The following is a 14,059-nucleotide window of genomic DNA, read 5'->3' as shown; positions in this document are numbered from 1 at the left end:
AGACGGAATCAACGTAATTACACAAAGGGCGGAATACGAAGTGTTTGGCGAGTTGCAGAAACCTCATGTGCTGGTGCTGGGCCTCGGCGAATCGGGGCTGGCGATGGCGCGCTGGTGCGGCCAGTACGGCGCCCCCGTGCGCGTCGCGGACACGCGCGAGGCTCCCGCCAACCTGGTCTTCCTACAGGCCGAGCTGCCTTCGGCGCAATTCATCGGCGGCGCGTTCGGCATGGCGCTGCTCGACGGCATCGGCCTGGTGGCGATCAGCCCCGGCCTGTCGCCGGCCGAGCCCGCCACTGCCGCGCTGCTGGCGGCGGCGCGCGAGCGCGGCATCCCGGTGTGGGGCGAGATCGAGCTGTTCGCCCGGGCGCTGGCCCACCTGCGGGCCGAGTCCGGCTACGCCCCCAAGGTGCTGGCGATCACCGGCACCAATGGCAAGACCACCACGACGGCGCTGACCGGCCGCCTGGTCGAGCGCGCCGGCAAGACGGTGGCGGTGGCCGGCAATATCAGCCCGTCCGCGCTGGACAAGCTGGCCGCGTGCATCGCCTCGGCCACGCTGCCCGAAGTCTGGGTGCTGGAGCTGTCCAGCTTCCAGCTGGAAACCACGCACACGCTGGCGCCGCATGCGGCCACGGTGCTCAATATCACGCAGGACCATCTCGACTGGCACGGCAGCATGGAAGCCTATGCCGCGGCCAAGGCGCGCATCTTCGGCGCGGCTCCCGCGCCCGGCGAGCCCGGCTGCCTGCAGGTGCTCAACCGCAACGACCGCCTGAGCATGGAGATGGCCCGCCGCGGCACCGCGCCCGTCACGTTCGGCACCGACCTGCCCGAGACACCAGGCAGTTTCGGCGTGCTGCGCGAGGGTGGCATGCCCTGGCTGGTGATCGCCGAAGCCGACAGCGAGGCCGAGGGCGAGAACAAGCCGCGCCGCCGCAAGGCCGCCGCCACCGAGGCCGAGTCCGCGGTGCCGGTGCGCCACAAGCGCCTGATGCCGGCCGACGCGCTGCATATCCGCGGCATGCATAACGCCACCAACGCCATGGCCGCGCTGGCGCTGTGCCGCGCCCTCGACCTGCCGCTCAATGCGCTGCTGCACGGCCTGCGCGAATATCGCGGCGAGCCGCACCGCGTGGAGTGGGTCGCCACGGTGGACGACGTCGAGTATTTCGATGACAGCAAGGGCACCAACGTGGGCGCGACCGTGGCCGCGCTGTCGGGCCTGGACAAGCGCGTGGTGCTGATCGCGGGCGGCGAAGGCAAGGGGCAGGATTTCTCGCCGCTGGCGGCTCCCGTGGCGCAGTACGCGCGCGCCGTGGTGCTGATCGGCAAGGACGCCGGCGAGCTGCGCCGGGCGCTGGAAGGCACCGGCGTGACGCTGGCCGACGCGGCCACGCTGGAGCAGGCCGTCACGCTGGCCGCAAGCGCGGCGCAGGGTGGCGACGCGGTGCTGCTGTCGCCGGCCTGCGCCAGCCTCGACATGTTCCGTAACTACGTGCACCGCGCCGAAGTGTTCCGCGCCGCGGTGGAAGAACTGGCGATGTCCCGGGGGATCCTGCCATGAGCGACGCTCAGGTCAAGCGCAGCGGGTTTATCGGCGCCACCATCGGCAATGCCTGGGGTGGCCTGCGCGACGCGGTGTCCGGCGTCAAGCCCACCCGCTCGCGCATGATGGAGTACGACCAGCCCCTGCTGTGGGTGTCGATCGTGCTGCTCGCGCTCGGCCTGGTGATGGTGTATTCGGCCTCGATCGCGCTGCCCGACTCGCCGCGCTACGCCAACTACCGCGAGAGCCATTTCCTCACGCGGCACGCGTTCGCGCTGTTCGTCGGCCTGGGCGGCGGCCTGCTGGCCTTCCAGATCCCGGTCAAGTTCTGGGACCGCTATGCGCCCAAGCTGTTCCTGATCGCGCTGCTGCTGCTGGTGATCGTGCTGGTGCCCTTCGTGGGCAAGGGCGTCAACGGCGCGCGGCGCTGGATCCCGCTCGGCATCATGAACTTCCAGCCCTCCGAGCTGATGAAGCTGGCGGTGGTGCTCTACGCGGCCAACTACACCGTGCGCAAGCAGGAGTGGATGCAGAACGTGGGCAAGGGATTCCTGCCGATGGGCGTGGCGGTGGTGGTGGTGGGCATGCTGCTGCTGCTGGAACCCGACATGGGTGCCTTCCTGGTGGTGGCCACGGTGGCCATGGGCATCCTGTTCCTCGGCGGCATCAACGGCAAGCTGTTCGCCGGCCTGGTCGGCGTGGCGGTGGGCGCGTTCGCGCTGCTGATCACGGCCTCGCCCTGGCGGCGCGAGCGGATCTTCGCCTACCTCAACCCGTGGGAAGAAGCCAACGCGCTCGGCAAGGCCTACCAGCTCACCCATTCGCTCATCGCCTTCGGCCGCGGCGAATGGACCGGGGTGGGGCTGGGCGGCAGCATCGAGAAGCTGCACTACCTGCCCGAAGCGCATACCGACTTCATCCTCGCCGTGATCGGCGAGGAATTCGGCTTCGTGGGCGTGCTGGTGGTGATCGTGCTGTTCTACTGGCTGGTGCGCCGCGCCTTCGAGATCGGCCGCACCGCGCTGCAGCTCGACCGCACCTTTGCCGGCCTGGTGGCCAAGGGCATCGGCGTGTGGGTCGGCTGGCAGACCTTCATCAACATGGGCGTGAACCTGGGCCTGCTGCCGACCAAGGGGCTGACCCTGCCGCTGGTGAGCTACGGCGGCTCGGGCATCCTGATGAACTGCATTGCGCTGGCCATTCTCTTGCGCATCGATTACGAAAATCGCGTGATGATGCGTGGAGGGAAGGTATGACCGGCGCGCAGCAGCACGTGATTTCGGCGAAGGCTAACTTCCTGCGCAAGCAGGAAGTTAAGCGCAGCGGCCGCAGCCAGAATTCATCCATGATGCGTGGAGGGAAGGTATGAGCGGCACGCGTACCCTGCTCGTGATGGCCGGCGGCACCGGGGGGCATGTCTTCCCCGGGCTGGCGGTCGCGCGCGCGTTGCGCGAGCAGGGCTGGCGCGTGGTGTGGCTGGGCAACCGCAGCGGCATGGAAGCCACGCTGGTGCCCAAGTACGACATCCCGATGGAGTTTATCCAGTTCGGCGGCCTGCGCGGCAAGGGGCCGCTGACCAAGCTGCTGCTGCCGTTGAACCTGCTGCGCGCGTTCTGGCAGAGCCTGCGCGCGCTGCGCCGGGTGCGGCCCGACGTGGTGCTGGGCATGGGCGGCTACATCACCTTCCCGGCCGGCATGATGGCTTCGCTGCTGGGGCGCCCGCTGGTGCTGCACGAGCAGAATTCCATCGCCGGGCTGGCCAACAAGGTGCTGGCCAGGGTGGCGGATCGCGTGTTGTGCGCCTTCCCCAACGCGCTGCCCGACAGCGAGTGGACCGGCAACCCGGTGCGCGAGGAACTGGCCCGCATGACCGCGCCCGACCAGCGCTACGACAACCGCAGCGGCCCGCTGCGGTTGCTGGTGGTGGGCGGCAGCCTGGGCGCGGCCGCCCTCAACGAGGTCGTGCCCAAGGCGCTGGCGCTGCTGCCGGAAGGCGAGCGGCCGCTGGTGAAGCACCAGGCCGGCGCCAAGCAGATCGATACGCTGCGCGCCAACTACCAGGCTGCCGGCGTGCAGGCGGAAGCCTTGCCCTTTATCGACGACATGGCCGGCGCCTATGCCGAGGCGGATCTGGTGATCTGCCGCGCGGGCGCCATGACCGTGTCCGAGGTGGCGGCGGCGGGGGTGGCGGCACTGTTCGTGCCGTTTCCCCATGCCGTGGACGACCACCAGACCACCAATGCGCAATTCCTGTCGCGACAGGACGCCGCCTTGCTGGTCCAGCAGAACGAACTGACCGCGAGCGGGCTGGCACAGATGCTGGCCTCGTTGTCGCGGACCCGACTCAAAGAGATGGCGCACCAGGCGCGCGGTCTAGCCAAGCCGGAAGCGACCCGGCGCGTGGCCGAGATCTGCAGCCAGATGGCCAGGGACTGAAACAAACGGATTCATGAAGCACATTGTCAAGAATATCCACTTCGTAGGCATCGGCGGCGCCGGCATGAGCGGCATCGCGGAAGTCCTATTGAACCTGGGCTACAAGGTCTCGGGCTCCGACGTGGGCAGCAACGCTGCCACGCGGCGGCTGGCCTCGCTCGGCGCGACCGTGATGCACGGCCACGATGCCGGCAACGTCAACGGCGCCAATGCCGTGGTGGTGTCCACGGCCGTCACCGGCGACAACCCCGAGGTGCTGGCCGCGCGCGCCAAGCGCATCCCGGTGGTGCCGCGCGCGGTCATGCTGGCCGAGTTGATGCGCCTCAAGCAGGGCGTGGCCATCGCCGGCACCCACGGCAAGACCACCACCACTAGCCTGGTGGCCTCGGTGCTGGCCGAAGGCGGGCTCGATCCCACCTTCGTGATCGGCGGCCGGCTCAACTCGGCGGGCGCCAACGCACGCCTGGGCACGGGCGACTTCATCGTGGCCGAGGCCGACGAATCGGACGCGTCGTTCCTCAACCTGTTCCCGGTGATCGAGGTCATCACCAATATCGACGCCGACCACATGGACACCTACGGGCACGATTTCGCCCGGCTCAAGCAGGCGTTCGTGGAGTTCACCCAGCGCCTGCCGTTCTACGGCATCGCCGTGCTGTGCGTGGACGACCCCAATGTGCGCGAGATCATGCCCTTCGTGTCCAAGCCGATCGTGCGCTATGGCTTCGCCGAAGACGCCCAGATCCGTGCGGTCAACGCGCGCGCGGTCGACGGCCAGATGCATTTCACGGTGCTGCGCCAGCTCAACGGCCACGCCGAGCCGCCGCTGGACGTGGTGCTGAACCTGCCCGGCATGCACAACGTGCAGAACGCGCTGGCCGCCATCGCCATCGCCACCGAGCTGGAGGTGGCCGACGCCGCCATCGTCAAGGCGCTGCGCGAATTCCACGGCGTGGGCCGGCGCTTCCAGCGCTACGGCGAGGTTGCCTGCCTCAATGTGCAAGGCGGGCAAGCCAAGGCCGAGGGCACCTTCACGCTGGTCGACGACTACGGTCACCATCCGGTCGAGATGGCCGCGACGCTGGCCGCCGCGCGCGGCGCGTTTCCCGGACGCCGGCTGGTGCTGGCGTTCCAGCCGCATCGTTTCACCCGCACGCGCGATTGCTTCGAGGACTTCGTCAAGGTGCTCGGCACCGTGGACGCGTTGCTGCTGGCCGAGGTCTATGCCGCCGGCGAGACGCCCATCGTGGCCGCCGACGGCCGCGCGCTGACACGCGCCTTGCGCGTGGCGGGCAAGGTTGAACCCGTATTCGTGGAGCAGATCGACGAAATGCCGCAAGCCATCCTGAACGCCGTCCGGCCCGGCGATGTAGTCGTGACGATGGGCGCCGGCACCATCGGCGGCGTGCCGGGGCAACTGGTTTCGCAACAAGTCTCGCAACAAGCGGGAGGCCAGGCATGAGCTTCGTCGCCCATCCCAATATCGATCCGAAATCGCTCGGCAAGGTCGGCGTGCTGCTGGGTGGCCGCTCGGCCGAGCGCGAGATCTCGCTGATGTCCGGCAACGGCGTGCTGGCTGCCCTGCAATCGCGCGGCGTGGATGCGCACGGCTTCGATCCGGGGCTGCAGTCGGTGGCCGAGCTGGCCACGGCGGGCTTCGACCGCGTCTTTATCGCGCTGCACGGCCGCTATGGCGAGGACGGCACCGTCCAGGGCCTGCTGGAGCAACTGGGCGTGCCCTACACCGGCAGCGGCGTGCTGGCTTCCGCAATGGCCATGGACAAGCAGGCCACCAAGCGCCTGTGGATGACGCACGGCCTGCCGACGCCGCGCTTCGCCATGCTGCACGCCGATACCGACTTTGCCGCCGTGGCGGCCGACCTGGGCCTGCCGCTGATCGTCAAGCCGGCGCGCGAAGGCTCGTCCATCGGCCTGACCAAGGTCACCGAGGCAGGCCAGATGCAGGCCGCCTTCGAGAAGGCGGCGGCGCTGGACAACGACGTGATCGCCGAGGAATTCATCGACGGCGCCGAGCTGACCTGCCCCATCGTGGGGGAGGGCGCCACCGCCGAAGCGCTGCCGGTGATCCGCATCGTCGCGCCCGGCGCGAATTATGACTATCAAAATAAGTACTTTACTGACGATACCCAATATCTGTGCCCGTCGGGCCTGCCGGACGACGTCGAAGCCGAAGTCCGGCGCCTGGCGGTGCAATCCTTCCGCGTGCTGGGGTGCCGCGGCTGGGCGCGCGCCGACGTGATGTTGCGCGCCGATGGCAAGCCTTACCTGCTGGAGATGAATACCTCGCCCGGCATGACCGGCCACTCGCTGGTGCCGATGGCGGCGCGCGCGGTGGGCATCAGCTACGAGGATTTCGTGATGCAGGTGACAGCCGCCGCCACGCTGGACCTGCATCCGAGCGACGCCTGGAAACCTGATTGAGCATGAACGCCGATTGAATTGAACCTGACCTGACGGACCGGAACCGCGCCAAGCCATGTGGCACAACACACGCCTGCTCAACCTGATCGCCTCCACGCTCTACGCGCTGGTGGCGCTGATGGCGTTCGCCGCCGGCCTGCTGTGGCTGGCACAGCGGCCGGTGTTCGCCATCACGCATGTGGAGCTGTCGCCGATGGACGGCGGCACGCTGCGCCACGTCAACGCGCCGGGCGTGCGCGCCAACGCGCTGGGCAAGCTCACGGGCAATTTCTTCACGCTCGACCTCAACGAGGCGCGCCAGAGCTTCGAGTCCGTGCCCTGGGTGCGGCGCGCGAGCGTTCGGCGCGAATGGCCCAACGGCCTGGCGGTCGAAGTCGAGGAGCACGAGGCGCTCGGCACCTGGGGCAACGCCGACAGCGGCCGCCTGATCAATACCTACGGCGAGATCTTCGTCGCCAACCCGGCCGAGGCCGAGGAAGACGCGCAGTTGCTCGCGCTGGACGGCCCCACCGACAGCGAGTCCGATGTCGTGGACAAGCTCGAAACCGTGCGCGAATGGTTCAAGCCGCTCAAGGCCGAACCGCTGGCACTCACGCTGTCGGCGCGCTATGCCTGGCGCGCACGGCTGTCCAACGGCATGGTGGTGGAATTCGGGCGCGAACAGAACGATGAAGAGCGCGACGCCATGGCGCAGCGCGTGAAGCGTTTCGTGGTGGCCTGGCCCCAGGTCACGGAGCAGTGGGGCAAGCAGATCGAATACGCGGACCTGCGTTATCCGAACGGATTTGCCATCCGCGCGGCCAACGTGCGGTTCCTGACAGATGCACAGGCCGCGGCGGCCGCCAAGGGCAAGGCTGCCGCGACCAGCGCCAATCCGACAAACAATCCGACGCGACTGAAGAGCAAGAACGCGGAGAAAAACCGATGAGCAAGGAATACAAGGACCTGTTGGTCGGTCTCGATATCGGCACTTCCAAGGTGGCCGCGGTGGTGGCGGAATTGCGCCCCGACGGCAGCTACGAAGTGATCGGGATGGGCCAGTCGGAGTCCAAGGGCCTGAAGAAGGGGGTCGTGGTCAATATCGAGGCCACCGTGCAGTCCATCCAGCGCGCGCTGGAAGAGGCTGAGCTGATGGCCGACTGCAAGATTTCCGAGGTCTTCACCGGCATCGCCGGCAGCCATATCCGCAGCTTCAATTCCAGCGGCATGGTGGCAATCAAGGACAAGGAGGTCACGCAGACCGACGTGGCGCGCGTGATCGAGACCGCCAAGGCGGTCAATATCCCGACCGACCAGCAGATCCTGCACATCCTGACGCAGGAATTCATCATTGACGGCCAGGAAGACGTGCGCGAGCCGATCGGCATGAGCGGCATCCGGCTGGAAGTGAAGGTGCATATCGTCACCGGCGCGGTCAGCGCGGCGCAGAACATCGTCAAGTGCGTGCGCCGCTGCGGGCTGGAAGTGCACGACCTGATCCTGCAGCCGCTGGCCTCGAGCCTGGCGGTGCTGACCGAGGACGAAAAGGAACTGGGCGTGGTGCTGGTCGACATCGGCGGCGGCACCACCGACATTGCCATCTTCAGCGAAGGCGCGATCCGGCATACCGCGGTGATCCCCATCGCCGGCGACCAGATCACAAACGACATCGCCATGGCGCTGCGCACGCCCACGCCCGATGCCGAGGACATCAAGATCCAGTACGGCATCGCCAAGCAGGCCATCGCCGATCCGGAAGACATGATCGAAGTCCCGGGCGTGGGCGACCGCGGCACCCGCACGCTCTCGCGCCAGGCCCTGGCCGCGGTGATCGAGCCGCGCATCGAGGAACTGTACTCGCTGGTGCACCAGGTGGTGCGCGAGTCGGGCTACGAGGAACTGCTGTCGTCGGGGGTGGTGATCACCGGCGGCACCGCGATGATGCCCGGCATGGTGGAACTGGGAGAGGACATCTTCCTCAAACCAGTTCGCGTCGGCGTGCCTGAATATCGCGGAAATTTGCACGAAGTAGTCAAGAGTCCGCGCTATTCGACCGTAATGGGACTACTGCTCGAAGGTCGCGTCCAGCGCATGCGCGGGCGCCGGGTGGCGGTACAGAGCGGCTCGGTCAAGCATGTGTGGGGCCGCATGAAGGAATGGTTCGTCGGCAACTTCTGACGTTGCCGGCGCGCAGGCGCTTTGAAAGATTGGCGGCGCTGTCCACCGGATCGGGGGCAGGCCGTTGAAACAGGCAGTTCTTTTTGATGGTTTCTTGTTCAGTAACCAGGCGTTGCGGCGGGGAGGCTGCAGCGTTTGGCGGCTGATTCTTCTTGGAGGCAGTGATGGACTTTGACATGATCGAAACGGAATTGCAGGACGGCACCATCATCAAGGTGATTGGCGTGGGCGGCGCGGGCGGCAACGCTGTGCAGCACATGATCAGCCGTGGCGTGCAAGGCGTCGAATTCATCTGCATGAACACCGATGCACAGGCGCTCAAGCGCTCCAGTGCCTCGCGCGTGCTGCAGCTCGGCAACACCGGCCTGGGCGCCGGCGCCAAGCCGGAGGTGGGCCGCAACTGCGCCGAGCAGGCGCGCGAGCAGATCGCCGATTCGCTGCGCGGCGCGCACATGGTCTTCATCACTGCCGGGATGGGCGGCGGCACCGGTACCGGCGCTGCCCCGATCGTGGCGCAGGTTGCCAAGGAAATGGGCATCCTGACCGTGGGCGTGGTCAGCAAGCCGTTCGAGTTCGAAGGCGCGCGTCGTGCCAAGGTGGCGGAAGCCGGTTCGAGCGAACTGGAGTCCTGCGTCGACTCGCTGATCGTCGTGCTCAACGAAAAGCTGTTCGAAGTGATGGGCGACGACGCCGAGATGGACAAGTGCTTCCAGTGCGCGGATGACGTGCTGCACAACGCTGTCGCCGGCATCGCCGAGATCATCAATGTGGATGGCCTGGTGAACGTCGACTTCGAAGACGTGAAGACGGTCATGGGCGAGCAGGGCAAGGCCATGATGGGCACGGCGACCGTGTCGGGTGTGGATCGCGCCCGCCTGGCTGCCGAGCAGGCCGTGGCCAGCCCGCTGCTCGAAGGCGTGGACCTGTCCGGCGCGCGCGGCGTGCTGGTCAACATCACTGCCAGCCGCTCGCTCAAGCTGTCGGAAACCAAGGAAGTCATGAACACCATCCGCAGCTATGCCGCGGAAGATGCCACGGTGATCTTCGGTACGGTGTACGACGACTCCATGGGCGATGCGCTGCGCGTGACGGTGGTGGCCACGGGCCTGGGCCGTTCGGCCAAGAAGCAGCAGCCGATGACCCTGCTCAAGACCGGTACCGACAACATGCCGGTGCAGATGATGGGCAATATGACCAACACCGTGAACGCAGGCCACAGCAGCGCGCCGGACTACAGCAACCTGGACACGCCGGCGGTGTGGCGCAGCTCGCGCGAATCGGCGTCCGCCCACGTCGCGGCGCTGCAGGAAAAGGGTGTGGATACCTACGATATCCCCGCCTTCCTGCGCAAGCAGGCGGACTGAGTCGGCACGGCAAGGTGCAGGCCTCCAGGCCGGCTGCCTGCCAGGCCGGGGCCCCGGAACAGCGAAACACGCAAGCGCTCCCTATCCGCCCGTGTTGCGCCCCGTGGTCCCGAACTGAGCGGCAGCCAGCTGGGCCGCACTCGCGCTGAAGCCCTCAGCTCGCATCCCGTCGCCGGGACAGGCGTGCCTCCGGCCGCCTCCCCGGACTGGTCTCCCGCCCCTCCCGGCCGGGATGTGCCGCCGTCCGCGCGGCGATCGCAAGATCGCCGCGCGCATTCCATTTTTCATGCGCAGTGCGGCGCAACGCGCCTGGCGCAGGTTTCATGCGTGCGCCAGGTTTAAGGTTTAAGGTTTAGAGTCGCACTGGAAATTCGCATCGGGCCCGCGCCGCGCTGGCCGCCGCGCGATACGCCTCGCTCCATGCGCCAATGTGCAGCCGCCCGGGCACTGTCGGAAAACACCGACGCTGCAACGGGGGGTACGCTGCCTTGGGTGCGGCAGGCGTGCGCGCTATGATGCTAAACAGGGTTTTTACCGAGACAGGAAGAGACAGCATGATCGAGACTGGAGCGCGTGTGCCCGACGCCACGCTGAACGAATTCTACGAAGCAGAGACCGGCGGTTGCGCGCTTGGCCCCAATGCCTTCTCCGTGGCGGAACTGGCACGCGGGCGCAAGATCGTGGTGTTCGGCCTGCCGGGCGCCTTTACCCCCACCTGCTCTGCCAAGCACGTGCCGGGCTACGTGGCCGAGGCCGAGGCGCTGCGCGCCGCCGGCGTGGACGAGGTTTGGTGCGTCTCCGTCAATGACGCCTTCGTGATGGGCGCCTGGGGCCGCGAGCAGAACACCGGCGATAAGGTACGCATGATGGCTGACGGCAGCGCCGAATGGACGCGCAAGCTGGGCCTGGAGATGGACCTTACCGCGCGCGGCATGGGTGTGCGCTCCAAGCGCTATGCCATGGTGATGGAAGACGGCGTGGTGACCGGCCTGTGGATCGAAGCCCCGGGCGAGTTCAAGGTCAGCAGCGCAGAAGCCGTGCTGGCAGCGTTGCGCGCCTAATACGCGATTGTGTCAAATTGACCCTCGAGAGTGACTTATAGGATGCTTTCGAGGGTGAATTCTTACGCTACTAACAGACCGAAACAAACTGGCGCAGCGCAGCAAACGAAGCAGTGGTAAAATCGCTATATTAGAAAGTGCAATCGATAGATTTTAATAATAGCTGAGAACGTCATGCTCAAACAGCGCACCATCAAATCCCTGGTCAAGACCGTAGGCATTGGCTTGCACTCGGGCCGTAAAGTGACGCTGACGCTGCGCCCCGCCCCGGTAGACGCCGGCATCGTTTTCACCCGCGTGGACCTGCCCGAAGCGGTCGAGATCCCCGCGAGCGCCAGCGCCATCGGCGACACCCGCCTCGCTTCGGTCCTGCAGAAGGACGGCGCGCGGGTCTCCACCGTGGAACACCTGATGTCCGCTTGCGCGGGTCTCGGTATCGACAACCTGTACGTGGACGTCGATGCCGAGGAAATCCCCATCATGGATGGCAGCGCCGCGTCCTTCGTGTTCCTGCTGCAGTCCGCCGAGATCGAGCAGCAGTCCGCGCCCAAGCGCTTCATCCGCGTGAAGAAGGCCGTGGAAGTGCGCGAAGGCGACAAGCTGGCGCGCCTGGAGCCCTTCTTCGGCTTCAAGCTGGCCTTCACCATCGACTTCCGCCACCCGGCGGTGGACAAGACCGGCCAGACCTTCGCCATCGATTTCGCCGATACCAGCTACGTGCGCGAGATCGCCCGTGCCCGCACCTTCGGCTTCGCCCACGAAGTGGAAGCGCTGCGCGAGATGGGCCTGGCGCGTGGCGGCAGCCTGGACAACGCCATCGTGCTCGACGAGCACCGCATGCTGAACAACGAGGAACTGCGCTACGGCGACGAGTTCGTGCGCCACAAGATCCTGGACGCGATCGGCGACCTGTACGTGGTCGGTCATCCGCTGATCGGCGCGTATATCGCCAACAAGTCCGGCCACGGGCTCAACAACCAGTTGCTGCGTGCCCTGCTGGCCGACCAGGAAGCGTACGAAGTGGTGACGTTCGAGCGGGTCGAGGATGCGCCGCCGGCGTTCCTGCCCCAGCTGCAACCGGCCTTCGCATAGGTCGCGAACGCCAAATGGTGCAGCAGTAAAGTAAAGAAAAGCCGGTCGACAGACCGGCTTTTTGTTTTGCCTTCAGGGCTTCGATGTCGGGCCGTGATGCGACAGCAAGGTCTTCAGGGCCTCGCGCAACGGCGAATCGGGCAGCTCGCGGGTGAGCTGGTCCAGGCTGGCCAGCCCGGTTGCCGACATCCTGCCGTTGCGTGGCCGTTCCACCGGCCCGGTGTCCCAGTCGCCCTGGCGGCCCACGTCCGGTTGAACGCGCACACGGATTGCGGTAATCTGCGATCCCCGCTGTTGCAGTCTTCCAAGTAGCGTAGGCACCACCTGCCGCACCCGTGCCGCGGCGGCCCCATGGGCTGCCAGCAACAGCAGTGTTCGCTCCCCCTGGCCTTGTCCGATGCCGCGGGCGTCCTGTTTGACGCCTGCCACGGCAATCCCGTCCTGCAGTCCGCGTGGCAGGAGCGACAGTACCTCGGCTTCCAGCACGGCCAGTTCCCGCGCCGTCTGCATCAAGGCCGAGACCGGGCCGGCCTTGTCCAGCCAGTCGTTCAACGGCTTGGCGGCGGGCGTCTGGAGGGCGTAATGGGTAAACATGCGCATGCGCGCATTCTAGCGTGCCGCCGCCTTCGTGCGGCGCCGGGCCTTGCATGGGAAGGAGCTGCATCATGCAGATCATCGTGCTTCATCCGCGCCTGCCGCGTGTGCGCCACATCAATTTATCGCGCGGTCGCCTGTTCGCCGCCGTGCTGGTGCTGTGCGTGGCGGTCGCGCTGCTGTCCTCCGTGCTGACCTGGTTTGTCGCGCGCGCGGGCCTGGCAGCGTTCGGCACCCCCCAGCGCGCCGCAGGCGACGATGCCTACCTGCGCGCCAACCTCAATGTGCTGGCCGCGCGCGTGGGAGAGATCCAGGCCCGCATGGTGCGCCTCGACGCGCTGGGCGAACGGGTCTCCGGCCTGGCCGGCATAGCCCCCAGGGAATTCAATTTCCAGCAGCCGCCGGGGCGCGGCGGCCCCGCGCCGGCGACCCAGTCGCGTGCGCCGAGCCTGCCGGAGCTGCAGACCGTGCTGGCGCGCCTGTCCGACCAGGCCGAGCAGCACGCCGACTATCTCGATGTGGTGGCGACCACGCTGCTCGATCGCCAGAGCGAGGACCGGCGCGTGCCGCGCGTGATGCCGGTGGCCGCCGGCTATGACGCCTCGGGCTTCGGCTGGCGCTTCGATCCCTTCTCGGGGCGCCGCACCCCGCATGACGGCGTCGACTTCTCGGCGCCTGTCGGCACCCCGGTCGTGGCCGCCGCCGGCGGTGTCGTGGTGGCTGCGGAATGGCACCCGGAGTACGGCAACCTGATCGATATCGATCATGGCAACGGCCTCAAGACCCGTTACGCGCATGCCTCAAGGATGCTGGTGAAGCCCGGCGACCTGGTCAAGCCTGGCCAGCAGATCGCGCTGGTGGGCTCGACCGGGCGCTCCACCGGCGCGCACCTGCACTTCGAGGTGCATGTCGATGGCGTGCCGCAGAACCCCAATCGCTTCCTCTCGGTGGCGAAAGCGGCATCCGCGCAGCTTGCCCTGGCGCCCGCCCCGACCGACCGCACCGCGATTCGCTGAGGCTTTGCGTCGGCCGGCCAGGTCGCCATTGAAGAACTGCCGCCCCGTCCCGATGTCCGAAGGAACTGGATGCGCGGCGCGCATCCGGAGCAGGTGACGCCAGAGGCTGGCATGGGGCTGTCGAATCGGCGATCCTTCGCCATCGAGGCGTCAATTCCCGGCTGCCGCGGGGTGTGGTTTGCACATCGCGCGCGCCGTCCCCTGCTTCCGGCCGCGCCCCGCGCGCGTGATAAACTCGGCGTTTTGCGCCAATCTTCCCATTTCCTCGCGCGGTGCGCCCTGGGCTACCGGCCAAGCCGGCCTTCAGGCCGTCCGGTGCATGGCACGGCGGCGTACCACTGCGTAGGT

General features: G+C 67.2%; 12 protein-coding genes. 11 read left to right on the top strand and 1 reads right to left on the bottom strand.

From position 1 onward, the window contains the following. The first annotated feature begins 40 nt into the window (after positions 1–40). The 10 genes from murD to lpxC all read left to right on the top strand — a co-directional run bounded on the left by murD (position 41) and on the right by lpxC (position 12,101). Positions 41–1,567 carry a UDP-N-acetylmuramoyl-L-alanine--D-glutamate ligase gene (gene murD, locus AC1DK4_RS22185; RefSeq protein ID WP_441617877.1) on the top strand — a complete coding sequence of 509 codons (1,527 nt, stop codon included), beginning with the start codon at positions 41–43 and terminating at the stop codon, positions 1,565–1,567. Then, positions 1,564–2,805 carry a putative lipid II flippase FtsW gene (ftsW, locus tag AC1DK4_RS22180; protein WP_441617875.1) on the top strand — a complete coding sequence of 414 codons (1,242 nt, stop codon included), beginning with the start codon at positions 1,564–1,566 and terminating at the stop codon, positions 2,803–2,805. The genes murD and ftsW overlap by 4 nt, the downstream gene beginning before the upstream one ends. 109 nt (positions 2,806–2,914) lie before the next feature. Then, a complete protein-coding gene (murG, locus tag AC1DK4_RS22175; RefSeq protein WP_441643359.1) occupies positions 2,915–3,985 on the top strand; it encodes an undecaprenyldiphospho-muramoylpentapeptide beta-N-acetylglucosaminyltransferase in 1,071 nt (356 codons plus the stop codon). 13 nt (positions 3,986–3,998) lie between these two features. Beyond that, the gene (murC, locus tag AC1DK4_RS22170) at positions 3,999–5,447 is read left to right on the top strand and encodes a UDP-N-acetylmuramate--L-alanine ligase (RefSeq protein WP_441617871.1); all 1,449 of its coding nucleotides are present in this window, start codon (positions 3,999–4,001) and stop codon (positions 5,445–5,447) included. After that, positions 5,444–6,427: a D-alanine--D-alanine ligase gene (locus tag AC1DK4_RS22165; RefSeq protein WP_441617869.1), complete on the top strand. Its 984-nt coding sequence runs from the start codon at positions 5,444–5,446 to the stop codon at positions 6,425–6,427. The genes murC and AC1DK4_RS22165 overlap by 4 nt, the downstream gene beginning before the upstream one ends. 55 nt (positions 6,428–6,482) lie before the next feature. After that, complete coding sequence (locus tag AC1DK4_RS22160) at positions 6,483–7,355, top strand: cell division protein FtsQ/DivIB (protein WP_441617867.1); 873 nt, start codon at positions 6,483–6,485, stop codon at positions 7,353–7,355. Further along, a complete protein-coding gene (ftsA, locus tag AC1DK4_RS22155) occupies positions 7,352–8,584 on the top strand; it encodes a cell division protein FtsA (RefSeq protein ID WP_020204727.1) in 1,233 nt (410 codons plus the stop codon). Before AC1DK4_RS22160 ends, ftsA begins: the two co-directional genes overlap by 4 nt. A 164-nt stretch (positions 8,585–8,748) precedes the next feature. Then, the gene (gene ftsZ / locus AC1DK4_RS22150; RefSeq protein ID WP_441617865.1) at positions 8,749–9,948 is read left to right on the top strand and encodes a cell division protein FtsZ; all 1,200 of its coding nucleotides are present in this window, start codon (positions 8,749–8,751) and stop codon (positions 9,946–9,948) included. A 554-nt stretch (positions 9,949–10,502) separates the two neighbouring features. Continuing rightward, a complete protein-coding gene (locus AC1DK4_RS22145; protein WP_441617863.1) occupies positions 10,503–11,009 on the top strand; it encodes a peroxiredoxin in 507 nt (168 codons plus the stop codon). A 174-nt stretch (positions 11,010–11,183) separates the two neighbouring features. Continuing rightward, positions 11,184–12,101, top strand: coding sequence for a UDP-3-O-acyl-N-acetylglucosamine deacetylase (gene lpxC, locus AC1DK4_RS22140; protein WP_441617861.1), 918 nt, complete (start codon positions 11,184–11,186; stop codon positions 12,099–12,101). Between the two features lie 72 nt (positions 12,102–12,173). Here lpxC and AC1DK4_RS22135 read toward each other — a convergent pair whose 3' ends face one another. After that, positions 12,174–12,701 carry a hypothetical protein gene (locus AC1DK4_RS22135; RefSeq protein WP_441617859.1) on the bottom strand — a complete coding sequence of 176 codons (528 nt, stop codon included), beginning with the start codon at positions 12,699–12,701 and terminating at the stop codon, positions 12,174–12,176. A 65-nt stretch (positions 12,702–12,766) separates the two neighbouring features. On the opposite strand from AC1DK4_RS22135, the gene AC1DK4_RS22130 reads away from it, so the two are divergent. Further along, positions 12,767–13,711, top strand: a complete 945-nt coding sequence (locus tag AC1DK4_RS22130; RefSeq protein WP_441617857.1) for a M23 family metallopeptidase — start codon at positions 12,767–12,769, stop codon at positions 13,709–13,711. Positions 13,712–14,059 lie beyond the last annotated feature (348 nt).

It is taken from the genome of Cupriavidus sp. 05N38 (genome assembly GCF_056397345.1).
Note: the sequence above shows the minus strand (reverse complement) of the source record. Positions and strands in the feature narration are given on the sequence as shown.